The sequence below is a fragment of the Kocuria sp. SL71 genome, from assembly GCF_026672465.1.
GTDB classification, from domain to species: domain Bacteria; phylum Actinomycetota; class Actinomycetes; order Actinomycetales; family Micrococcaceae; genus Kocuria; species Kocuria palustris.
The window spans coordinates 678,199-699,591 of record NZ_JAPPRE010000001.1; the positions used below are offsets into that span (position 1 = coordinate 678,199).

General features: G+C 69.5%; 20 protein-coding genes, 1 pseudogene and 1 other annotated feature. Of the genes and pseudogenes, 16 read left to right on the forward strand and 5 right to left on the reverse strand.

Annotation, left to right across the window (positions count from 1 at the left end):
* Positions 1–22 precede the first annotated feature (22 nt).
* From OVA15_RS03180 to OVA15_RS03210, 7 genes are read left to right on the forward strand one after another with little or no spacing between them, the layout of a single operon-like run.
* Positions 23–1,045, forward strand: coding sequence for a glycosyltransferase family 2 protein (locus tag OVA15_RS03180; protein WP_024290621.1), 1,023 nt, complete (start codon positions 23–25; stop codon positions 1,043–1,045).
* Positions 1,042–1,563, forward strand: coding sequence for an acyltransferase (locus OVA15_RS03185; RefSeq protein ID WP_024290620.1), 522 nt, complete (start codon positions 1,042–1,044; stop codon positions 1,561–1,563). The genes OVA15_RS03180 and OVA15_RS03185 overlap by 4 nt, the downstream gene beginning before the upstream one ends.
* Complete coding sequence (locus OVA15_RS03190) at positions 1,560–2,534, forward strand: glycosyltransferase family 2 protein (protein ID WP_024290619.1); 975 nt, start codon at positions 1,560–1,562, stop codon at positions 2,532–2,534. The genes OVA15_RS03185 and OVA15_RS03190 overlap by 4 nt, the downstream gene beginning before the upstream one ends.
* Before the next feature lie 21 nt (positions 2,535–2,555).
* A complete protein-coding gene (gene rfbB, locus OVA15_RS03195) occupies positions 2,556–3,551 on the forward strand; it encodes a dTDP-glucose 4,6-dehydratase (RefSeq protein ID WP_268143013.1) in 996 nt (331 codons plus the stop codon).
* Positions 3,552–3,606: 55 nt separating this feature from the next.
* Positions 3,607–4,530: a hypothetical protein gene (locus OVA15_RS03200; protein ID WP_268143015.1), complete on the forward strand. Its 924-nt coding sequence runs from the start codon at positions 3,607–3,609 to the stop codon at positions 4,528–4,530.
* Positions 4,531–4,564: 34 nt separating this feature from the next.
* Entirely contained in the window at positions 4,565–5,995 is a 1,431-nt protein-coding gene (locus tag OVA15_RS03205) for a sugar nucleotide-binding protein (RefSeq protein WP_029643843.1), read from the forward strand.
* Positions 5,992–6,861 (forward strand): hypothetical protein, encoded by an 870-nt coding sequence (locus OVA15_RS03210; RefSeq protein ID WP_024290615.1) that lies wholly within the window; start codon positions 5,992–5,994, stop codon positions 6,859–6,861. The genes OVA15_RS03205 and OVA15_RS03210 overlap by 4 nt, the downstream gene beginning before the upstream one ends.
* A gap of 55 nt (positions 6,862–6,916) precedes the next feature.
* Here the strand turns inward: OVA15_RS03210 and OVA15_RS03215 are convergent, their stop codons facing one another.
* Both OVA15_RS03215 and OVA15_RS03220 read right to left on the reverse strand, forming a co-directional pair.
* The gene (locus tag OVA15_RS03215; RefSeq protein WP_024290614.1) at positions 6,917–7,864 is read right to left on the reverse strand and encodes a glycosyltransferase family 2 protein; all 948 of its coding nucleotides are present in this window, start codon (positions 7,862–7,864) and stop codon (positions 6,917–6,919) included.
* A complete protein-coding gene (locus tag OVA15_RS03220) occupies positions 7,861–8,862 on the reverse strand; it encodes a hypothetical protein (RefSeq protein WP_024290613.1) in 1,002 nt (333 codons plus the stop codon). The genes OVA15_RS03215 and OVA15_RS03220 overlap by 4 nt, the downstream gene beginning before the upstream one ends.
* A 216-nt stretch (positions 8,863–9,078) precedes the next feature.
* On the opposite strand from OVA15_RS03220, the gene OVA15_RS03225 reads away from it, so the two are divergent.
* The 4 genes from OVA15_RS03225 (at position 9,079) to OVA15_RS03240 (ending at position 12,927) form a co-directional block, all read left to right on the forward strand.
* Positions 9,079–10,797, forward strand: coding sequence for a choline/carnitine O-acyltransferase (locus OVA15_RS03225; protein WP_268143018.1), 1,719 nt, complete (start codon positions 9,079–9,081; stop codon positions 10,795–10,797).
* A 121-nt stretch (positions 10,798–10,918) separates the two neighbouring features.
* Positions 10,919–11,762 (forward strand): IS5 family transposase gene (locus OVA15_RS03230; RefSeq protein ID WP_155931041.1). Its coding sequence is split into 2 segments (ribosomal slippage): positions 10,919–11,224 and positions 11,226–11,762, totalling 843 coding nucleotides; the frame shifts between segments, so codons are not numbered across the junction.
* A gap of 191 nt (positions 11,763–11,953) precedes the next feature.
* Positions 11,954–12,304 carry an ArsR/SmtB family transcription factor gene (locus OVA15_RS03235; RefSeq protein WP_024290610.1) on the forward strand — a complete coding sequence of 117 codons (351 nt, stop codon included), beginning with the start codon at positions 11,954–11,956 and terminating at the stop codon, positions 12,302–12,304.
* Positions 12,301–12,927: an SRPBCC domain-containing protein gene (locus tag OVA15_RS03240; RefSeq protein WP_241445325.1), complete on the forward strand. Its 627-nt coding sequence runs from the start codon at positions 12,301–12,303 to the stop codon at positions 12,925–12,927. The genes OVA15_RS03235 and OVA15_RS03240 overlap by 4 nt, the downstream gene beginning before the upstream one ends.
* Before the next feature lie 85 nt (positions 12,928–13,012).
* On the opposite strand, the pseudogene OVA15_RS03245 reads toward OVA15_RS03240, so the two are convergent.
* Positions 13,013–13,360, reverse strand: a pseudogene (locus tag OVA15_RS03245) (helix-turn-helix domain-containing protein); the annotation flags it as partial.
* Positions 13,361–13,634: 274 nt separating this feature from the next.
* On the opposite strand from OVA15_RS03245, the gene OVA15_RS03250 reads away from it, so the two are divergent.
* Both OVA15_RS03250 and OVA15_RS03255 read left to right on the forward strand, forming a co-directional pair.
* A protein-coding gene (locus OVA15_RS03250; protein ID WP_268143021.1) for an IS3 family transposase occupies positions 13,635–14,869 on the forward strand; the annotation gives its coding sequence in 2 pieces (ribosomal slippage) (positions 13,635–13,917 and positions 13,917–14,869; 1,236 coding nt in all).
* Positions 13,916–14,012: a sequence feature (AL1L pseudoknot), on the forward strand. (Overlaps the previous gene by 97 nt.)
* A 161-nt stretch (positions 14,870–15,030) precedes the next feature.
* Positions 15,031–15,606 (forward strand): hypothetical protein, encoded by a 576-nt coding sequence (locus tag OVA15_RS03255; RefSeq protein WP_155931009.1) that lies wholly within the window; start codon positions 15,031–15,033, stop codon positions 15,604–15,606.
* A 270-nt stretch (positions 15,607–15,876) separates the two neighbouring features.
* Here the strand turns inward: OVA15_RS03255 and OVA15_RS03260 are convergent, their stop codons facing one another.
* Positions 15,877–16,881: an IS481 family transposase gene (locus OVA15_RS03260; protein WP_024290607.1), complete on the reverse strand. Its 1,005-nt coding sequence runs from the start codon at positions 16,879–16,881 to the stop codon at positions 15,877–15,879.
* Positions 16,882–17,067: 186 nt separating this feature from the next.
* Between OVA15_RS03260 and ndk the strand changes: the two genes are divergently transcribed.
* The 3 genes from ndk to OVA15_RS03275 all read left to right on the forward strand — a co-directional run bounded on the left by ndk (position 17,068) and on the right by OVA15_RS03275 (position 20,143).
* Positions 17,068–17,481, forward strand: a complete 414-nt coding sequence (gene ndk, locus OVA15_RS03265) for a nucleoside-diphosphate kinase (protein ID WP_006214630.1) — start codon at positions 17,068–17,070, stop codon at positions 17,479–17,481.
* Positions 17,482–17,667: 186 nt separating this feature from the next.
* Positions 17,668–19,320, forward strand: a complete 1,653-nt coding sequence (locus tag OVA15_RS03270) for an AMP-binding protein (RefSeq protein ID WP_268143042.1) — start codon at positions 17,668–17,670, stop codon at positions 19,318–19,320.
* Between the two features lie 64 nt (positions 19,321–19,384).
* Positions 19,385–20,143 (forward strand): SDR family NAD(P)-dependent oxidoreductase, encoded by a 759-nt coding sequence (locus OVA15_RS03275; RefSeq protein ID WP_006214632.1) that lies wholly within the window; start codon positions 19,385–19,387, stop codon positions 20,141–20,143.
* 195 nt (positions 20,144–20,338) lie between these two features.
* On the opposite strand, the gene OVA15_RS03280 is transcribed toward OVA15_RS03275, so the two are convergent.
* Positions 20,339–21,001 carry a vitamin K epoxide reductase family protein gene (locus OVA15_RS03280; RefSeq protein ID WP_053447262.1) on the reverse strand — a complete coding sequence of 221 codons (663 nt, stop codon included), beginning with the start codon at positions 20,999–21,001 and terminating at the stop codon, positions 20,339–20,341.
* Positions 21,002–21,393: the final 392 nt, after the last annotated feature.

A 21,393-nucleotide genomic window follows, 5' to 3' on the forward strand; every position in this document is an offset into this window, starting at 1 on the left:
GAGCACCCCAGGAAGCACAGCCATGACGACCGTTCCCCCCGCTGATCGCGCCGCCGCACCGGCGGTGAGCGTGATCATCCCCGCCTACAACGCTGCCCGGACGCTTCCGCTGCAGCTCGAGGCGCTGGCTGCACAGGTCGATCCGCCGGCCTTCGAGGTCATCGTGGTCGACAACGGATCCAGCGATGACCTCGCTGCGGCGGTGCAGCCCTTCCTGGGCGGGCCCCTGGACCTGCGCGTGCTGCGAGCGGAGGCGCACCAGGGTGCGTCCTACGCGCGCAATGTCGGCATCGGTGCGGCGCGCGCCGAGCTGCTGATGTTCTGCGACGCCGACGACGCCGTCTCCGCCCGCTGGCTGGCCCAGGGAGCGGCTGCCTTCGAGACGGCGGATCTGTGGACCGGCATGGCCCACCTGCTGCCCCAGGGGGCCTTCGAGCATCCGCTGGAGGTCATCCGGGCCCGGTTCGACGTCGAGCCGTCGCAGGAGGACGCCGTCGTCGAGGTGCGGCAGGGAGACGGGCAGGCACTGCCCGTGCTCTTCGGCGGCGACTTCGGCGCACGGAGGGACCTGCTGCTGAGGCTCGGGGGATTCGATCAGTCCTTCCCGCTGGCAGGCGATGACAACGACCTGGCCTTCCGCGCACAGCGGGCCGGGGTGTCACTGCATTCGGCCGAACACCTCCGTGTCGGCTGCCGAGGGCACTGGTCGGCCTCCGATCAGCTGCGCATCGTCCGTCGATCCGCCCGGGCCCACTGCCTGCTGATGCAGCGCTACGATGCCTGGCCCGCCTCGCAGATGCCCCGCTGGCACACGGAGCTGCTGCGCTGTGCCGGAGCAGGACTGAAGATGCTGAGCCGGCGGCAGACGCCGGACTGGTTCGGGCTCATCCACAGGACGAGCATCGCCTGGGGCCTGGCCGAGGGCACCGTCCGGTACCGCTGGCTGAGGCGGATGCCCGACGCGCAGATCGGCGTCGGTCTGCAGGAGGCCGCAGCGCCGTCGATGGACATGCACCCGACCCCGGAGGATGAGGCGAGCAGATGAGGATCCCAGGACTGGCCGCGCTGCGGCGCGCGGCATGGGAGGCGGCTCTGACACCGATCGTGCCCAACACCCGTCGGCGCGATCTCCTCCAGCGCCTCGGCCTGGCCGGCGTGGCGGACGGAGTGCTGATCAGCGACGGCGTGGTGCTCGCCCCGCCGCGTCGGATCAGCATCGGCGAGGGCAGCTTCCTGAACCGGCAGGTGTTCGTGGACACGGAGGTCCATCTGGGGCGCCATGTCTTCGTGGGGCCGCGAGCCATGTTCGTCACCACCCGTCATCCCGTGGGCGGCCCGCAGCAGCGGGCCGCTCCGGGGCACCCGGACCCGGTCCATGTGGGCGACGGCAGCTGGATCGGGGCCGGGGCGATCATCCTGCCCGGCGTCACGATCGGCTCCGGCTGCGTGATCGGCGCCGGAGCGGTCGTGACGAAGGACTGCGCCGCCGACGGCGTGTACGCGGGCGTGCCCGCCCGCCGCATCCGCGAGCTCCCCGACGATTCCCCGGAGGTCTCCGAATGAGTGCGCCCGAGGTCAGTGTGGTGATCCCCGCCCACGATGTCGCTGCCGTGATCGGAGAGCAGCTGGCGGCGCTGGCTGCCCAGCGCGGTGCACCGCGCTTCGAGGTCGTGATCGCCGACAACGGGAGCTCGGATGGCCTGGCGGGAGCAGCCGCCGGCTTCCGCGAGGATCTCGACCTGCAGATCGTGGACGCCTCAGCGCAGCACGGCGCGTCCTTCGCGCGGAACCGCGGGGCAGCTGTCGCCCGCGGGAGGATCCTCCTGTTCTGCGATGCAGATGACCTCGTCAGCGAGAACTGGGTCAGCGCGATGGCGGATGCTGTGCGGGCCGGGGGACGATGCCTGGCCTCGAGCACCCTCCTGCATGAGGGGTTCAATGACTCAGCGGTGCTCGCAGCCTATGGGATCGGTTCCGACCTGCAGCGACTGCAGGCGACGGATGAGCCGCCCACTGTGGCGGAGGAGGGATTCGCCGGCTATCTGCCCTCGGTGCCCGGATGCGGCTTCGGAATCCTGCGAAGCGATTACTGGGCTGTCAACGGCATGGATGCGGCGTACCCGGGCGGATCGGAGGAGACGGACTTCTCCTGGCGCTTCCTGGAGACCGGCGGAACGATGCTCCGGGTGCCCGCTGCCACGATGCAGTACCGCCTGCGCTCCACCCCACGGGCGCTGCTGCGTCAGCAGCGCATCCAGCAGCTGGCGCGCATCCTGCTGTGGATCCGGTTCCGGGACCGCGGCATGAACGGTCCCAGCGCCAAGGACTCGCTGCTGACCGTCGCACGCGAGGCGCCACGGCTGCTGCTCGCTCGAGACCGGGAGAGCAGGCTTCTGCACGCCCGGCTCCTGGGCGGGCACCTGGGAGCGCTGCAGGGGATGCTGCGCTATCGCATCCTGCGCCGCATCCCGGCCCGCCGGATCGGGGAAGGCCTCGAACCCGCCGCCTCCGCCTCATCCTCGAGCTCCGACTGACCACGGAAGGCCCTGCTCATCATGGAACTGCTCGTCACCGGCGGAGCCGGCTTCATCGGCTCCAACTTCGTCCACCACGTCCTGGAGGCCACCGCCCACGACGTCGTGGTGCTGGACAAGCTCACCTACGCCGGCGACCCGGCCTCCCTGGAGGGAGCCGATCCGCAGCGCATGCGCCTGGTCCAGGGCGATATCTGCGATGCCGAGCTGGTTGACGATCTGATGCGCCAGGCGGATGCCGTCGTGCACTTCGCGGCCGAATCGCATAACGACAACTCGCTGGCGGACCCGTCTCCGTTCATCAAGACCAACCTGGTCGGCACCTTCACCCTGCTGGAGTCCGCCCGCCGGCACGGCACCCGCTTCCACCACGTCTCCACGGACGAGGTCTACGGCGATCTGGCCCTGGACGATCCGGAGAAGTTCACCGAGACCACGCCGTACCGCCCCTCGAGTCCCTACTCGGCCTCGAAGGCCGGCTCGGATCACCTGGTGCGCGCGTGGGTGCGCTCCTTCGGTCTCGAGGCCACGCTGAGCAGCTGCTCGAACAACTACGGCCCGCATCAGCACGTGGAGAAGTTCATCCCGCGCCAGATCACCGAGCTGATCGACGGCCGCCCGCCGCGGCTCTACGGGCAGGGGCTCAACGTGCGCGACTGGATCCACACGCAGGACCACTCCTCGGCGGTGCTGCGGATCCTCGAGCGCGGGGAGATCGGCCGGACGTACCTGATCGGAGCGGACGGCGAGCGCAGCAACCTGGAGATCGCCCGGCTGCTGCTCGAGATCTTCGACCGGCCGGCCGAAGACCTCGAGTTCGTCCGCGACCGTCCCGGCCACGACCGCCGCTACGCGATCGACGCGACCGCTCTGCGCGAGGAGCTCGGCTGGACCCCGCGCTTCACCGATCTCCGCGCCGGGCTCGAGGCGACCGTGCAGTGGTACCGCGACAACGAGTCCTGGTGGCGCCCGCACAAGGCCGCCGTCGAGGCCGGCTACGCCCGGGAGGGGCAGTGACTGCGCACCCGGCCGAGCGCCGTGGAGCGCGTCGGGGCGCAGGGGGCGCGAGGCCATGAGCGAGCCGGAGCCAACGCCGAGGGACCTGCTGCGGCCGCTGCGGCGGATCAAGCACGGGCTGTGGCTGACCCGTCGGCGGCTGAAGCGGGCGCCTGATGCCGCCCGTCGGCACTGGGCAGCGCACATCGAGTACCGGTATGACCCGAGTGAGCATGAGCAGCACGTCGGCGACGTGGTGGTGCCCGCCTCCTCGACGTTCCAGATCGACCATCTCCGGTTCCCCCATGTGGAGCACGGGCCGCGCGGCGAGGCTCCGCGGGTCGTCTATGCGGCCTGGCTGGGCGCCAACGAGCTGACGGCCCCGCGCCGGACGGCCCTGCAGGTGATGCGGGAGGTCAACGCCGGGCTCGAGATCGCGCTGATCACGCTGGAGAACCTCGACGACGTCCTCGTCAAGGGCTCGCCGCTGCACCCTGCCTTCTCGTTCCTGAGCCCCGTACATCGCTCGGACTACCTCTGCTGCTACCTGATGCACCATCACGGGGGCGCCTACGCGGATCTCAAGGTCATGCGCCAGCCGTGGGCCCCGGTGCTCGAGAGGCTGAACTCGGCCGATCATCTGTGGGCCGCCGGACCGCATGAGATGAGCTCGCGGAACACGTGCCCCGCCATGGGCCCCCTCGGGAGGCAGCAGCGGCTCTACTACACGAGGACGGCCTTCCAGGCGGCCTTCGCCTTCAAGCCCGGCTCCAGCTGGACCGAGCAGTGGCTGTGCGAGGTCGAGCGGCGCCTGGACTACTTCCAGGGACTGCTCGCGCAGCACCCGGCCCAGGACCCGTACGGGTTGGAGGGCGACTACCCGGTACCGTGGAGCGCTCTGATGGGGCATGTGTTCTCGCCTCTGGCCCTGCGATACGCGCATCGCTTCGAGCCTTGGCCGCAGATGCACTTCGACTACACCGTCGGCGGCTACCGATGAGCCTCGCGGGGCAGCCGCCCTCCGTGTCCGTGCCATGGCTCTCTCTTCTGGAAAGGTCCCGCCCGTGAAGATCACCGAGACAGCGATCCCGGGACTGCTGATCGTGCAGCTCGACGTCCACGGCGACAGCCGCGGCTGGTTCAAGGAGAACTGGCAGCGGCAGAAGATGACCGAGGCCGGGCTGCCTGACATCCAACCGGTGCAGAACAACATCTCCTTCAACGGCGCGATCGGGACCACGCGCGGCCTGCACGCCGAGCCGTGGGAGAAGTACGTGTCCGTTGCGACCGGCCGGGTCTTCGGCGCGTGGGTCGACCTGCGCGAGGGGGAGAGCTTCGGCGCCGTCGTGACGCAGGAGATCGGACCGGACACCGCGGTCTTCGTCCCGCGGGGGGTGGCCAACGGCTTCCAGACCCTGGAGCCTTCGACCGCCTACACCTATCTGGTCACCGCGCACTGGTCGCCCGAGGCGCAGTCGCGCTACACGTTCCTGGACCTCGCCGACGAGACCGCGGCGATCGACTGGCCGGTCCCGCTCGAGCAGGCGGAGCTCTCGGACAAGGACCGCGAGCATCCGCGTCTGGCGCAGGTGGCACCGGTGCGGGCCTCGCCCGTGCTCATCCTCGGTGCCGCTGGGCAGCTCGGCCGTGCCCTGGTGGCGGCCTGCCGTCGTCGCGGGATCGCGCACCGGGCCCTGACCCGGGGCGAATGGGACATGGAGGACCCGGGCAGCTGGCCGCTCAGCGAGCTGGAGACCGCCCGCGCGGTGCTCAACGCGTCGGCGTTCACTGCGGTCGACGAGGCCGAGACCGCCGAGGGCCGCTCCCGAGCCTGGCAGGTCAACGCCACGGCCGTGGGCGCGCTTGCCGCCGCCTGCCGCGATCACGACGTCCCCCTGACGCACGTGTCGACCGACTACGTCTTCGACGGCTCCCTGCCGCTGGATCAGGAGCACGCCCCCGAGCACCCCGTGGCCCCGCTGTCCGTCTACGGCCAGTCCAAGGCGGCCGGGGAGGCCGCGGTGCGCACCTGGCCGAAGCACTGGATCGTGCGCACGAGCTGGGTGATCGGCGACGGCGCGAACTTCGTGCGGACCATGGCCTCGCTGGCCGAGCGGGGGATCGACCCCGCCGTCGTGGATGATCAGCACGGCCGTCTCACCTTCGCCGCCGACCTGGCCGAGGTCCTGCTGGACCTCGTGGTCGAGCAGGCCCCCTACGGCACCCGGCACGTCACCAACGCGGGACCGGCCATGAGCTGGTTCCAGGTGGCGCGCGCGGTCTTCGAGCTCACGGGCCACGACCCGCAGCGGGTGAGCCCCGTCAGCACGGCGGACTTCTTCCGGGACCGCCCCGGTGCGGCGCCGCGTCCCAGGAACTCCCTGCTGGGAGCCGAGGGCACCCTGCCTCAGGCGATGGAGAGCCTGAGCGCCTATACGCGCACGTTCAAGGAGCAGTCACGATGACCCACGGGCACGGCCGCGAGCAGGAGCTGTCCATCGGCCTGGTATCCGGCGGAGACGAGATCCGCTTCCGCTCCTACGTCAATCACCTGATCTATGCCCGGGAGCACGGTCTGGACTACCGGCTGGAGATCGGACTGGACGAGGGGATCGACAACCCCTTCCTCTATTCCACAGCCATCATCCGCCGTCTCCTGGAGCACTACGACTGGCTGGTGTGGATCGACGACGACGCCTACTTCACGGACTTCGACTCCGACGGCATCCGCCGTCTTGCCCAGGACGCAGAGCAGGACGGGAAGTTCCTGGTCATCGCAGAAGGGCCCGAGGAGCCCAATGGCTTCTGGTCCCGCATCAACACGGGCGTCTTCCTGCTGCGCCGCGGCGACGACGCGAACAGGCTGCTGCGGCTCATGGAGGACGCCGAACTCGATGCCGTGCGCGAGTGGTGGGATCCGCAGCGCGATGGGCTGTTCACCGGCGGCGACCAGGACCAGATGTGGTGGGCCCTCTCCACGACCGATCTGCTCGAGCGCACGCAGATCGTCGGACACCGCGCGCTGAACTCCCGGGGCCACTACTACGAGGATTCCCTCTCGGACGCGCTGGTCATGCACTTCTGCGGCCACGGCGACAAGCCGCTGGGCGTCGTCCGCTTCGCGGAGCGCTTCGGGGTGGGGGAGGAGCTCGTGCCCGAGCACCTGCTGGATCGCTACAGCGTCCGCGTGCGCAGCCCGATGACCCGCCCGGAGCGGCTCGCACGCGCAGCTCGGGCGCGCGCCTGGTCGCGTGCCAAGCGCACCGTCCGCCCTCTGCTCAAGAGGGTCCCGGCCGCGGAGGCGCCACTGCGCCGACTCGTCGGGCGCTGAGGGCCGCTGGCGCCTCTGGATCGTGGACGACGTCCGTGCTCTGGCAGGCAGTGCCTCACAGCGCTCGCCGGACCTCGTCCCACAAGCGCGGCAGCCGCGGCCCCAGCGGCACCAGGCTCCCCCGGGGCCGCCATGCGATCTCCTGCGATGCCGTGCCCTGGAGCAGCGACTCCCATGCCCTGCCCAGCTCGTCGTCCGACAGTGCGCCCAGGGCTCGCCAGTGGTACCCCTTCTCGGCCGGCAGCTGCGTCAGTGCAAGGGCCGAGGCTCCGCCGCGGGCCTTGCGGACGAACTGCTCGTAGCTGCGCCAGGGGCGGTGCAGGATCCGCAGCGACGACTCGGATCTGCCCGGTCGGCTGACCTCGTGGTTGCCCATGGCCACCACGGCCCCGGGGAAGGGGCGGAAGGCGACCTTGTCGTCGTAGTGGGGGGTCCGATCCACCCGGAGCTCGTGCTCGGAGTCGGGGGAGGGGAACACGTTGTGCACCACGGCCCGGGCGATCGGAGCGCGTGCGGATGACAGCGTCTCGGCAAGAGTGCCCTCAGCGCCGTACCAGAGCTCGTCGGCGTCGAACGGGATGACCCACCTGGCACCCGCACGGGCCGCGGCATCGGCCAGCATCGTCATCTTGGCGGACTGCACGTAGGCCGGCTCCGCGTCCCGGGCCACCAGGACCTGAGGATGCTCGGTGGCCAGCTCGCGCAGGATCCGACCGGTGCCGTCCGTGGAGAGGTTGTCCGCTACGAGCACTCGCTCCACTCCCTGCTCGAGCAGATGCCGGATCGTCTCGGCCGCGACATCGGCCTCATCGCGGACCATGCCCACGGCCCACAGGCCCCGGTGAGCCGCCAGGGGCGGCAGGTCCAGACCCGCACGGGCGATCCGCAGCTGCTGGGCCAGTGCTCCGGTCCGGCGGCTGAGCAGGCTGCTTCCCACCAGCCCGGCGTCCCGGCGGGCCAGGAAGGCCCGGTGCTTGAGGCGGCGCAGCGGATCGGCGCTCATCGCGGCGGCACCAGCTGGCTCAGCTCCCGGGTGAGCTCCGGGGGCTCTGGCAGCCCCAGGACCTCGGACAGCGTGCGGAGACGATGCCGCCAGTCCAGACTCTGCCGGGCCAGCAGCTGCTGGGCTCGTGCCGAGCCCGGGGTCCACTGCGCGCTGAGCTCGGCAATGCGCTCGAGTCCGACGACCGGATCCGTGGGGGAGACCTCCGCCGTGGCCGTCTCCCACAGCAGCTGCGCGGCGCTGCTCGGCGCCGCCCCGACGACGACCGCGCCGGCCGCCAGCGCATCGGTCCAGCGGCCCGTGAGGTAGTCCCGCGTCGGGTGGGTGTAGGTCGCGGGGCTGACCAGGTTGGAGAACGCCAGCATGAAGCGCGTGCGCAGCAGTGCCGACCGCACCTGCTCATAGCTGCCGGCGGGGTCCGCAGGATCCAGCGGTGGGCGTCCCTCGAAGCGCAGCCCACGCGCTGAGGCCAGGCGCGCAATGGCGGCGTCGTCGTCCCAGGCTGAGGGCTGGCGTCCGACCCGCAGCAGATCGGTGCTCCGGCTGCCGTCCTGCAGCGGGAAGGCGAGGGTGTCGGCGCCCCAGGGCAGCACGGAGACGGCAGCATCCGTCAGCGTTGCCCACTCCTGGCGAAGTCCGGGGTCCGTGATGAACAGGTGATCGAAGTGCCGTCCGGTACGGGCGAAGCGCGCGATGCGCTCGGTCCAGAACGAGTCGATCACCCAGGCCGCGGTCGAGGCATAGCCGGGCAGCCAGTGCCGCATCCGCGCGGCCTGGGCCAGGTGCGCCGGATTCGGGGCGATGACCAGCAGACGACGCGAGGAGGCGGAGAGCAGCCGGGGGATCGCGGAGGCGCCGCGCTGCAGCGCCGTGGGGCGGGCGCGCTCATCGATGGTGATCAGCCGTGCGTCCAGCAGACGCGCGCTCAGCTGGACGAGGGCGTCCACCGGGCCCCACCCCTGGCCGCCGGCGCGCACGTGCAGCAGATCCAGCTCCAAGGCGCCGACCCTCCTCGCATCATCGTGGCCCCGAGTTCGGTGCCGCGGGGCTCGCCCGATTCTAGGGCGCGACCACCCGCGGCACCTGCCGCGAGCCGCAGCGAGTCCGGGTGACGTGGCCCTGATCACAGTCGCTGACGCGCTCTGCCGGGCCTGCTCGCCGCCTGCGAGAATCGAGAGGCCGTCATCGCCGCCGCCTTCTCCCAGAGGACACCCATGACCACAACCGTCCTGCCTGTGCCCGAGCTCGAGCCGACCGTGCAGCGGCTGCTCAGCGCGCTTCGACCCCTCCAGGACGACGCCGAGGCCGAGCGCACCCGCGAGACCGCCCGGCAGTGGCTGGCCGGCGACGCCCCCGTGCTGCAGCAGCGCCTGCTGGACTTCGCCCGGCGGGAGGACGCCGCCGGTCGCAGCTGGCTGTCGCGGGAGTGGCTGCGCGGCTACCTGCGCACGCGCGAGTCCCTGCCGCTGAGCACGAGCGTGGGCTTCCAGCTGGCCGACGAGCCCGGGACTCCCGGCCTCGACCGCGCAGCCCGGTTTATCCACCGCGCGGCCGCCGTCCACCTGCAGCAGCTGCGCGGTGAGACCCCGGTGGAGGTCAGCCCGCGCGGTGCGCACCTGTGCATGCAGCAGTGGGAGGCCCTGGGCGGCGGGCTGCGGCACCCGCAGGCGGGCATGGACGAGATCCGCCGGCCGCGGGTCGAGGCCGCCGACGCCGAGATCGGCATCCTCCACCGCGGGCACCTCCGAGTGCTGCCGATCGCCGATGCCGACGGCCAGCCCCGCAGCGCCGCCTGGATAGCGCAGGCGCTGCGCACGATCGTCGCCGCGCCGGGCGGAGCCCGGGACGAGCTGCCCTTCGGCGCGGTCTCCTGGCTGCCCGCCGACGACGCCGCCGAGATCCTCGAGGAGCTGCTGCAGGACTCGGCGAACGCGCGGACCTACGACCGGCTGTCCCGCTTGGTGTACACGGTGGACCTGCAGGAGCAGCAGCTCACGGATGAGCAGCACCTGCAGCACCTGGCCTTCGGCTTCCACGACGCCTGGGTGCGCAAGCCCATGTCCTACGAGATCGCGCTGCACGACTCCTTCACGGGCGTGCACGTGGAGCACAGCACGATCGACGGGGCCACGGTGCTGGCGGCCGTGGGCCGCATGCAGCAGGTCGAGATCCACGACGCCCCCGCCGCCGTTCCGGAGCTGGTCATCGAGGCCCCGGAGCTCGCCTGGTCGATGACTGCGGAGCAGGCCCGGCGCGTGCGCACCGGGCTGGAGGGCGTGTCTCAGGCCGCCGAGCCGCTGTCGGTGCGCCTCGTCACGGTGCCGCGCATGTCAGCACAGGAGCGCCCGTTCAAGATGAGCGACGACGCCGTCCAGCAGCTGATCTTCACGATCGCCCAGCAGCTGGCCTTCGGGCGGGTGCGCAGCGTCTACGAGTCGGTCGACGTCCGCGAGTTCCAGGCCGGGCGCACCGAGTGCCTGCGCCCGGTGACGGCCCAGGCCGTCGAGCTCGCGGCCGCCGCCGTGGAGGGCACCGCGACCCAGGAGCAGCTGCGCGCTGCGATCGAGGCGCACAAGGACTGGATCAAGGCGTGCAAGGCCGGGCACGGCCCGCAGCGCCACGTCACCGGCCTTCGGCTCATGGCGGATGAGGATCAGGTGCGGGAGGGGCTGCTCGGGGATCCATCGCTGGAGGCGCTATCGGAGGACCTCCTGTCGACCACCTCGGTGGGCGGGGCGCAGTCCATCGTGCGCTACGCCTTCGCCCCCACCTCCGCGGCCGGTCTCGGCATCGCCTACACCAAGGGCGAGCGCGAGTTCGAGTTCTGCCTCAGCTTCCGCGCCGACACGGCCGAGGACCCCGACGGCTTCGCCGAGGCGCTGGTCGAGGCCGCGCAGCTGCTGTGGTCCGTTGTCGGGACGCCCGCGCGCTGAAGCGAGCTCCGGGCCCCACTAGGCCGTGTTGATCAAGAGGTTTCGACCTCGGCTGGGTGAGCCTTGAACGGTGACGCGACAGGAGATCTCTGACGGGTTGTGGGCCGTGATAGAGCCGTTGATGCCGTCGACCACTGGCCGCTCGCGGCCGTGGACGGATCATCGGCTCGCTGTTGAGGGGATCGCGTGGAAATACCGGACTGGGGCGCCGTGGCGGGATGTGCCGGAGCGGTTCGGGAAGTGGAATTCGATCTACAAGAGGTTCAACCGGTGGGCTGAAGATGGCACGTGGGAGATGCTGCTGGCCGAGGTGCAGAAGCAGGCGGACGCTGCTGGGAAGATCGACTGGGTCGTCTCGATCGACTCGACCATCGCGCGTGTTCATCAGCACGGCGCGACCCTGAAGCGGGACACAGGGGGCTCTGCGGAATCACAAGAATCCGCGGTTCGAGCCGCCTGATCACGGGATCGGCCGCTCCCGGGGAGGGCTGACGACCAAGCTGCACCTGGTCTGCGACGGCCGTGGCCGGCCACTAGGCATGATGATCACCAGCGGGAACATCAACGACACCGCGATGATGACCGCCGTGCTCGAGAATGTCCGCGTTCCGCGCGCCGGGAAGGGCCGGCCTCGCACCCGTCCCGACCGCGTCCTGGCGGACAAGGGGTATCCATCGAAGGCGAACCGGGCCTGGCTGCGCGATCGGAGGATCGCGGCAACGATCCCGGAACGTAACGATCAGATCGCGCACCGCCGCAAGAAGCCGGGCCGACCGATCGACTTCGGCGATCAGCAGCAGGGGCGATACAAGGGCCGCAACGTCGTGGAGCGTTGCTTCAACCGACTCAAGCAGTGGCGCGGAATCGCGATGCGCTCCGACAAGCTCGCCCGCAACTATCGGGCCGCCGTCAGCCTCGCCGCGACGCTGATCTGGATCAAGACGGACCTGCCTCCTCCGGCCTGAGCACGGACCGGTGTCCGCGATGCTGACGGTGCCGTGATCAACTGTCAGATCGACACCACCCTGCACAGCGCGACCTGATGCGCCGGTGATTGCCAGCCGACATAGCAGGAGCGGGGCCCCGTCCTGCTTGCAGCCGTCCTCGAATCACAAGCATTGTTGATTGATTCCGTTTTTCGTTATATAACAGATCTGTGAATCATTTCGGTGCCTTGGGAGACGCCACTCGTCTGCGGATGGTGGAGCAGCTTGCCGAGGGTGATCGTACGGCCGGCGAGCTGAGCGCCGTAGTTCGTGAAGAGTTCGGAGTGAGTCAGCCCGCAGCGTCTCGGCATCTTCGCGTGCTGCGTGAGGTCGGCCTCGTACGTTCGCGCGTCGAGGGATCGCGTCGCATCTACAGCCTGGACCGCGACGGTGTCGAGGCCATCGGCGAGTGGGCGGACCGGCTGCGGCAGCTGTGGGGCGGTTCGCTCTCGGCGCTGGGCACCGAGATCGCGCGCGGTCAGCGTGACCGTCGCTATGAGTCGAAAGGAAGCCAGCAGTGAACATCGCCAGTCAGATCAACGAGGTTCTACGTCACGTCGAGTTCGACGACGAGCGGAACGTGATCACCCTGACCCAGACCTTCCCGACGACCCCTGACGACCTGTGGGACGCGTGCACGAATCCCGACCGCCTGGCGCGCTGGTTCGAGCCCCTGACCGGAGACCTGCGCCGGGGTGGTCGGTATCGCCTTTTGGACAGTGGCACGGTCGGCACGATCGAGACGTGCGAGGCGCCGCGCGCGTTGACGATAACGTGGGAGTACGAGGGCGAGGTCTCTCGCGTCACCGCGTCGATCGAAGGACATGGCACCGGGGCAGCCGCGCTCACCGTGCGTCACTTTGGAGAGAGCAACGACCACTGGCGCGAGTACGGTCCTGCTGCCGGCGGTGGCGGGTGGGACGCGGGGCTCCTGGGGCTCGCGCTTCATCTCGACGATCCGCGTGCTGACCTCGATGCCGTCAGCCGCATCATGGGGTCAGAAGAAGGTGCCGAGTTCGCTAGACGCGGGTCTGAAGAGTGGTCGCGGGCGCACCAGGAAGCGGGCGCTCCGAAGAGCGAAGCCGACGCTGCCGCTCGCGCTGCGCTGGCGCTCGATCGCGCCCAGTGGGAACCCGCCGACTGATCGGGTCTTGACGGATGGGATTCCTGGCCGTATCCGGTCTCAGACTCTTGATCAACACGGCCTAGCCTCGCCGATACGGCATCGGGATTTGGGAGACACGCTCTAGGTGCGCGTGGACCAGGATGCGGTGGACAGTGGACGGGGCGATCCCGAGTCGGCACGCCAACTGCACCGGCCCCTCCCTCAGGCGCAGCCGCAGATTGATGCAGCGCCGAGTGGTCTTCTGACTCGTCTTGTTCGGGGAGCGACGCGGCCGGGAAGACCGGTCTTGCCTGGATTCGCCGTCTCGCTAGCGGTCGGCCCAACGCTTGACGGTAGGCCAGGAGACTTGGAATCGGGCGGCGACCTCGCTGATCGGCCAACCGTCGTCAACAACCATGCGCGCGACGATCAGGCGATGCCGTGGGGTGAGTGCCGCGTTGGCGTGGGACATGACTGAGCCTTCCTGGGGGCATGTGCCGCCCAGGAAGGCCAGATGCCGCCGCGGGCGGCGAGATTGTTTGGGTGAAGGGCAACGGGTGTGTGGGACCTCGTGGGCCTTGACATCAGCCGCCGCCGAGGGCGGCTTCCCGGCTCCGGCTCCCGGGTAGGAATCGATGTTCCACCAGTGGCCATCGAAGTCGGCGACGCATGCGTTGCGGCCGCCGTGAGGTGCATAGTGAAGCGCCCTGGGTTTGGTTCCGAGCTTCCTGAAGGAGAATCGGATCATGCCCAAGAAGTTCACCCCCGAGTTCCGCGAACGCGCCGTGCGGATGGTCTTCGACCGCCAAGCCACCGAGGGCGGACCACGCGCGGCCTCCATCCGAGTCGTGGCCGAGTCGCTGGGCTGTGGCCCCGAGACCCTGCGCGCCTGGTGCAACCAAGCCATCACAGCAAGCAAGGCGACACCGGCACCCGCCACTGACGAGAGCCTGGGCGAAGAGAACCGCAGGCTGCGTCGAGAACTCGCCGAAGCCCGCCGCGCCAATGAGATCCTGAAAAAGGCCTCGGCTTTTTTCGCAGCGGAACTCGACCGCCCCACGACGAGATGATCCGGTTCATCGACATGAACCGCGACGATTTCGGGGTCGAGGCCATCTGCCGCGTGATGCGCGAAACAGAATGTGGGTTCATCACCTCTCGTGCCTACCGGGCTGCGAAAACACGGCCGGCCTCAGCTCGTGCTCTGCGTGATCAATCATTGATCCCGGAAATACAGCGCGTCCATGCGCAGAACTACAGCGTCTACGGGGCGCGGAAGATGTGGCATGCGATGCGCCGAGCAGGCTGGGACCTGGGCCGCGATCAGGTCGCTCGTTTGATGCGTAGCGCCGGGTTGCACGGGGTCCGCCGGGGCCGCAAGCCCAACACCACCCGTCCAGCCCAGGCAGATGATCATCGCCCGGACCTGGTCCAGCGCGACTTCACGGCCGCGGCTCCGCATGAGCTCTGGGTCGCCGACATCACTTATGTGCGTCTCGTGTCGGGATTCTGCTATGTCGCATTCATCACGGATGTCTGCACCCGCAAGATCGTCGGCTGGTCGGTCGCTTCAACGCTGCACACAGATCGCCTGCCGCTTCTGGCTCTGGAACAGGCATTATTGACGACTGGTGCCCGTCGGGATTCTTCTGGCTTGACGCATCACTCGGATCGAGGGTCTCAATATGTGTCGCTGGCCTACTCGGATGCGCTGATTGCTGCAGGTGTGACTGCTTCGGTCGGTACGGTCGGGGATTCTTACGACAATGCCCTGGCAGAAACGGTCAATGGTCTCTATAAGACCGAGATCATCTACTCCAAGCGCGTCTGGCCCTCGGCTACTGCGGTGGAGATCGCGACGTTGGACTGGGTCCATTGGTGGAACACGGCTCGGCTCCACGAACGACTGGGGTACCGGACCCCGGTCGAGGTCGAGGCTGCTTACACTGAGGCCGAGGTGACCGCGCCCGCGGTGCCCTGACCTCGGAACGAAACCCAGGGCGCTTCAACCCGCGCCACGGCCGTGCTCTTGTGAGACCTGTCACGTTTTTTGCGCCAGGCGTGACAGTTGGTGCATTCTTCAGCATGTACTTACCGAGGCTCTGATGACAGAGCCACGGCCCCGCAGCTCGAGGAGCCTCCGTGACCCACTCCGCCCCCCAGATGCCCCGCAGAACTGCGCTGACCGCGGCAGCCTGGTCCGCGCCCGTCATTGCCCTCACGACTCCTGCTCCTGCCGTGGCTGCATCACCCCGGCCAGGTCTGCAGGGGGTCGTGACGGTACGGAAGTCCTGCAGCACTACCGCCCCTGGCAGTCTGCTGACGATCGACGGCCGCGGGAGCTACCCCGACCGCGGGCTGTGGGTCGAAGGCGCCACCAGCTCCACGACCATCACGTCACCGAGCATCACGCTGTACTTCCCGACCGCTTTGGGAACCATCGCCTGGCAAGCGATGAACACGAACAGCAACTGGTCCCGCCCAGTCGTGGACACCGCAGTGCCGCAGATCGCGAACCTCACCGCGTACACCATGCGGTACTCTGGCGCCTTCACATACTCCGCAACGAACGCCGCAAAGATCGCCACAGGCCAGCCCTATTTCCAGGCCACCATCGGATACACCGCCTGCTCGCAATCCCTGACAACACATTCACTGCGTCGGGTAACGGTCGACGGCAAGCTGGAAACCATACAACGCGGTCCTCTACGCCTGTAACCCCATCCGTCATATGCACCCGAACACCCCAACGGAAGGACAGACATGGACACCCCGAAAACCGACACCAACACACCGACCGCAGCACCGAGCCCAACGCCCGAACCCACCTCGGCACGCGAAACTCCGTCGGCGACAGCCGAGCCATCGGCAACTGCTACACCCAGCAGCGGCACTGACGCTCCAAATATCACCAACAGCATCCTCATCTGAGCACCACAAACTGAACCACTGCAAGGCAACAAGCCTCGCAATCACTAGTTCAACTAATTAGGTGTAGGAGGGCATGACGTTGTTGACTCGAGCCGGTGTGCGTGAGGCCGGGGGCTGATCACCACAGGCTGTATGCGGGCGATGGTAGTTGTAGTGATGCACCCAGACCTGCACGGCCTGCCGGCGGGCCTGCTCGGAGTCATAGGCCCTCGCGTAGAGGACTTCATCGACCATCAGCCGGTTGTAGCGCTCGATCTTGCCGTTATGCCGCGGCGTGTACGGGAGGATCCGCTGATGCCGACCCGCCAGGGCCTGCACCGTACGGGTGAAGTCGGCGGCACGGTAGTTGTTCCCGTTGTCCGTGACCACCCGCTCCAGCTCGGTGATCCCGTGCGCAGCGAAGAACACCCTGGCCCGGGAGAAGAACCCGATCGTGGTCCCGGCCTTCTCATCGGGCAGGGCCTCGGTGTAGGTCAAGCGCGTGTGCGCATCGATTGCCGAGTGCAGGTACGTATAGCCGACACGGCCCTGGCGCTTGGAGGCCAGGGCCGCCTGGCTGCCGCGGCCATGGGCCCACCAGCCCCCGCCATCGGGGATGCGCCCGAGCTTCTTCACGTCCAGGTGCACCATCTGCCCGGGCCTGCTCGTACGGATGCGCTGCGGGGCTCGGCGCAGCTGTTCCCCGGCCGGGGTGAGGTCGCGCAGTCGGGAGATCCCGAGTCGGTGCAGCCACCGGCCCACGGTGCGCAGATGCAGCTGATGGCCTTCGGCGCGCAGATGGTAATGGATGCGCCGGGCTGGCCACTTCCGTTCCCGCCGCAGCTCTTCGATCCGGACGATGAGCCGCGGATCGAGCTGGCTGGTGGCCGTGTGCGGACGACTGGAGCGGTCCTTCAACCCCGGCCGCCCTTCGGCGCGATAGCGGGCCACCCAGGTCGTGACGGTCGGGCGCGAGACACGGAACTCGGCGGCCACGTGAGCGATCGGGATGCCGTCGTGCAGGTGGCGTTCGACCATGCGCAGACGCCCGGTAGGGGTCAGTGGTGCATTAGCGTGGGGCATGAGCGGGCTCTGTCTTTCCGTGGATGGGTCGTGTAGGAACTTCCATCCTGCGGCGAAGAGCCCGCTCGCCTCATCTGAGCACGCCGTTGGTGACAAGAACCTCATGCCCCACAACACCTAGGGTGGTCCTGGAGACCTGAACACCGCGCCCGTCCAGGGCGCACGGCAGAGACGGAGAAGCACCGAATGACCGAGCGCACCCTCATCCTGGTCAAGCCCGACGGCGTCGAGCGCGGCCTGACCGGCCAGGTCCTGGCCCGGGTCGAGGCCCGCGGCTTCCGCCTGGCCGAGCTCAAGAAGCTCGACGCCACCCGCGAGATCCTGGAGCAGCACTACGCCGAGCACCAGGGCAAGCCGTTCTTCGAGCCGCTCGTCGAGTTCATGATGTCCGGGCCCGTGGTGGCCGCCGTGTTCGAGGGAGAGTCCGTGATCGAGTCCTTCCGCGCCATGGCCGGGGTGTCCGATCCGGTCAAGGCCGCCGCCGGGACCATCCGCGGCGACCTGGCCCGCGACTGGGGCGAGAAGGTCCAGAAGAACATCGTGCACGGCTCCGACTCCTCCGAGTCCGCCGAGCGCGAGATCGGCATCTGGTTCGCCTGAGCTGAAGTCCTCCGCAGCATCACGACGGCCGCACCGGTCCGCTCGGTGCGGCCGTCGTCGTACCTGCCGCGCCGCGACGCGCCGGTGGGGTGTGAGCCGTTGCACACTCACGGGGCGCACCAGTAGGTTGCTGAAGGCCCCGTGCACGCGCGCACGGAAGACGATCCCACCCCCGAAGGAGACGCCGTGAGCACCCCGGAGCGCAGGGCTCAGGACCTGCTGGAGCAGGTCAGCGGCACCGGCATCCCGGTCGCGCAGCTGCTGTGCGACCGCCACGATCCGCAGGCCGTGGCCTTCACGGTCGTCGAGCAGGACCTCTCCCGCCGCGATCTGACCTACGGGCACCTCACCGAGCGCTCTCAGCGCGCCGCTGCCGCGCTGGCGGAGCTCGGCGTGGGTCCCGGGGACCGTGTGGCGACCCTGATGGGCAAGGGCGAGGACCTGGTGGTGACGCTGCTGGGCATCTGGCGCCTGGGCGCGATCCACATCCCGCTGTTCACAGCCTTCGCCCCATCCGCGATCGCCCAGCGGCTGCTGCCCAGCCAGCCTCATGTGGTGGTGTGCGACGCCTCCCAGCGCTCCAAGCTGGACTCCGAGCAGCTGCGCGGCGAGGACGCCGGCTGGACCGTCGTGACGGCCGACGACGGCTCCGGCGAGCCCGTCGTGGCCCCGGCGCTGGAGCAGCTGATCGAGCAGCAGCAGGCAGGCCTGGCGGCAGCGCTTCGCGACGGCGACGATCACCTGGTGCACATCTACACCTCCGGAACCACGGGATCGCCCAAGGCGGTCCCGGTCCCAGTGCGCGCGCTGGCCGCGTTCGGCATCTACCTCGAGTACGGGCTCGACGTGCGCGCGGACGACGTCTTCTGGAACGCCGCCGATCCCGGATGGGCCTACGGCCTGTACTACGGGCTCATGGGCCCGCTGTTCATGGGGCGGGCCAACATCCTGCTGCGCGGCCGCTTCAGCCCCGAGCTGACCTGGCGGCTGATCGCCGAGCTCGGCGTCACCAACCTCGCGGCGGCTCCGACCGTGTACCGGGTGCTGCGCTCCGGGTCCGCTCCGGACCAGCCTCTGAGCGTGCGCGTGGCCTCGTCTGCCGGAGAGCCCCTGAACCCGCAGCTGGTCGAATGGGCCGAGCAGCATCTGGGCACGGCCATCCGCGACGACTACGGCCAGACCGAGATGGGCATGTGCATCGTCAACGGCTGGCACCCGGATGTGCTGCGCCCGATCGAGCTCGGCTCCATGGGCCGGCCTCTGCCCGGATTCGCAGCGCAGGTCCTCGAGCTCGAGGCGGATCGGCCCGCCCCTGACGACGAGCCCGGCCGCCTGGCGATCGTCCTGCCGGACAGCCCCCTGATGTGGTTCACCGGCTACGTGGACGAGCCCGAGCGCACAGCGCAGCGCTATTCGCGCGACGGGAGCCTGTATCTGACCGGGGATCTGGCCCGCAGGCTGTCCTCGGGGGCGTTCGCCTTCACCTCGCGCGACGACGACGTCATCCTCATGGCCGGGTACCGGGTGGGCCCGCTCGAGGTCGAGTCGGCGCTGATGGGCCACCCGGCCGTGGCCGAGGCAGCCGTGATCGGCGTGCCCGACGAGCTGCGCGGAGAGGTCGTGGAGGCCTTCGTCGTGCTGCGCGACGACGTGCAGCGGGCGGACGGCCTGGGCGAGGAGATCGCCCGGTTCGTGAAGACCGAGTACGCCGCGCATGCCTTCCCGCGCCGGGTCCACCTGGTCGACGAGCTTCCCAAGACCCCGTCGGGCAAGGTCCAGCGCAATGTGCTGCGCGCCCAGCGCAAGGAGCAGGGCGCCGGGATCGGCGAGCGCTCCTGAATCCCGATCCCGCGGCCAGCGCACATCGAGACCCGAACCTGAACGAGAACCCCAAGGAGAGACCATGCAGCTGAAGGACACCGTCGCCCTCGTCACCGGAGCGGCCTCAGGACTCGGCGCGGCCACCGCGGCCGCGCTCGTCGCCCAAGGAGCCACCGTGTACGGCGTGGACCTGCAGCCCTCGATCGACAAGGCCGAGGCCCAGGACGGCGTGCACCTGATCGCCGCGGACGTCACCGACCCCGAGGCCGTGCAGGCCGCCGTGCAGGAGGCGGCAGCGGCCGGCCCGCTGCGCCTGGCCGTGAACTGTGCGGGCATCGCCCCGGGCCAGCGCATCCTCAGCAAGAAGGGCCCCCACGACATCGGGCTGTTCCAGAAGGTCGTGGAGATCAACCTGATCGGCACCTTCAGCGTCATGACAGCTGCGGCGGCCGCCATGGCCGAGCTCGAGCCGGTCGACGACGACGGCCAGCGCGGCCTGATCGTCTCCACCGCCTCCGTCGCGGCCTTCGAGGGCCAGATCGGGCAGGCCGCCTACGCGGCCTCGAAGGGCGGCGTCCACGCGCTGACGATCTCGGCGGCCCGAGACCTGGCCTCGAAGGGCATCCGTGTGTGCACGATCGCCCCGGGAATCGTCGAGACGCCCATGATGGCCGGAATCGACCCGGACTTCCGCGCCGGGCTGGAGGCCACCGTCCCGTTCCCGGCGCGCCTGGCCCGCCCGGAGGAGTACGCGCGCCTGGTGAGCATGCTCGTCGAGCACGACTACCTCAACGGCGAGACGGTGCGCATGGACGGCGCGCTGCGCATGCCGCCGCGCTGAGCACTGGGAAGTCCCCTGAGCGGATTGCGGAGGTTCGGGCGCAGCCCTAGGCTGGGAGTCCCTCCCGGTCGCAGACGGGCCGTTCCGCGGCCCGCGCAGATGCGGGGGAATGACAGTGCGAACGCCCCGGAAGTCCTCTTCCGGGGCGTTCGTCCTCTCTCAGGGCGGCACCCGCTGGACGGGTACTGCGGGGATTCAGCCGAACATGGTGCCGGAGAAGCGCACCAGCACGGCGCCGAAGATGATCACCACGATCAGCACGGCCAGCCCGATGCTCCACAGGCCCGCGCTGGAGCGGGCGGCAGCCGAACCCGGCAGCGCCCCTGTGCGCACGCCGCGCCCGATCGTGGACATCAGCAGGAACGGGTGCACGAGCCACACGAGCATGCAGTACAGGCACAGGGCGTTGATCTGGAAGGTGGCCTCGAACCAGAGCCAGATCAGGAAGACCTGCCCCAGCACCAGACCTGCGATCAGGCCCCACCAGAACCAGCTGCGGAAGCGTGCACCGGCCAGCACGGCGACCGCGACCACGATCACGACCGCGTAGGCGACCAGGCCGATCAGTGGGTTCGGGAATCCGAAGACCGCCGCCTGGTCGGTGCGGATCACGGTGCCGCACGAGAGCACCGCATTGATGTCGCAGGCCGTGGTGTGCAGCGGGTTCTCCAGGATCTGCAGCTTCTCCCCGACGAGCGAGATCGAGGCGTACAGCCCGGCGGCCGCAGTGATCAGGGCCAGGATCGCCCAGCCGGTCTCGCCTGCCGGGCGGGGGGAGGTTGGCTCGGAGCCGCGCGCGGCGGCGTGAGCGCGGCCCGGCTCGTCAGTGGGGGAGTCCAGAGTGTCTCGAGTGTTCACCCTCCCGATCCTACGGGCGCGCCGATGGGTGGTGAGGGTCGCGGCGATCACCCCGGGCCCGGACGTGATGTGCCTCATTCCGGGGGAGCGCTGTGTCAGAATGAGAGCGGTCCTCCTTCGGCCGCACCCGTGGGAGGGTCCGTCGACGGCTCCGACCCGGTCGGCGCGGCCGCAGCTCTCGGAAGGATCGAGCGCGTCCGCCGCCCGGACAAGATCGGCCGTGAGCAGGGTCCTACAGGGCCCGCCCCGGCGACTCGGATCCGTGACGGCCTGCGCGCCCGGCGATCAGCGCCCCCGCGCAGCGCACACACACGACTTCTTGCAGCAGCCGCGCGACCCCTCGGGGCCACGCACGGCGCTCACGACCGGGGGACCGCCGGGTGCGGACGGCT

What these genes read in the sequence shown, in the direction of transcription:
- OVA15_RS03210 (WP_024290615.1), top strand. Translation starts at nt 5,992, where the DNA reads ATGACCCACGGGCACGGCCGCGAGCAGGAGCTGTCCATCGGCCTGGTA.
- OVA15_RS03275 (WP_006214632.1), top strand. Translation starts at nt 19,385, where the DNA reads ATGCAGCTGAAGGACACCGTCGCCCTCGTCACCGGAGCGGCCTCAGGA.
- OVA15_RS03200 (WP_268143015.1), top strand. Translation starts at nt 3,607, where the DNA reads ATGAGCGAGCCGGAGCCAACGCCGAGGGACCTGCTGCGGCCGCTGCGG.
- OVA15_RS03205 (WP_029643843.1), top strand. Translation starts at nt 4,565, where the DNA reads ATGGCTCTCTCTTCTGGAAAGGTCCCGCCCGTGAAGATCACCGAGACA.
- OVA15_RS03215 (WP_024290614.1), bottom strand. Translation starts at nt 7,864, where the DNA reads ATGAGCGCCGATCCGCTGCGCCGCCTCAAGCACCGGGCCTTCCTGGCC.
- OVA15_RS03190 (WP_024290619.1), top strand. Translation starts at nt 1,560, where the DNA reads ATGAGTGCGCCCGAGGTCAGTGTGGTGATCCCCGCCCACGATGTCGCT.
- OVA15_RS03185 (WP_024290620.1), top strand. Translation starts at nt 1,042, where the DNA reads ATGAGGATCCCAGGACTGGCCGCGCTGCGGCGCGCGGCATGGGAGGCG.
- rfbB (WP_268143013.1), top strand. Translation starts at nt 2,556, where the DNA reads ATGGAACTGCTCGTCACCGGCGGAGCCGGCTTCATCGGCTCCAACTTC.
- ndk (WP_006214630.1), top strand. Translation starts at nt 17,068, where the DNA reads ATGACCGAGCGCACCCTCATCCTGGTCAAGCCCGACGGCGTCGAGCGC.
- OVA15_RS03260 (WP_024290607.1), bottom strand. Translation starts at nt 16,881, where the DNA reads ATGCCCCACGCTAATGCACCACTGACCCCTACCGGGCGTCTGCGCATG.
- OVA15_RS03225 (WP_268143018.1), top strand. Translation starts at nt 9,079, where the DNA reads ATGACCACAACCGTCCTGCCTGTGCCCGAGCTCGAGCCGACCGTGCAG.
- OVA15_RS03180 (WP_024290621.1), top strand. Translation starts at nt 23, where the DNA reads ATGACGACCGTTCCCCCCGCTGATCGCGCCGCCGCACCGGCGGTGAGC.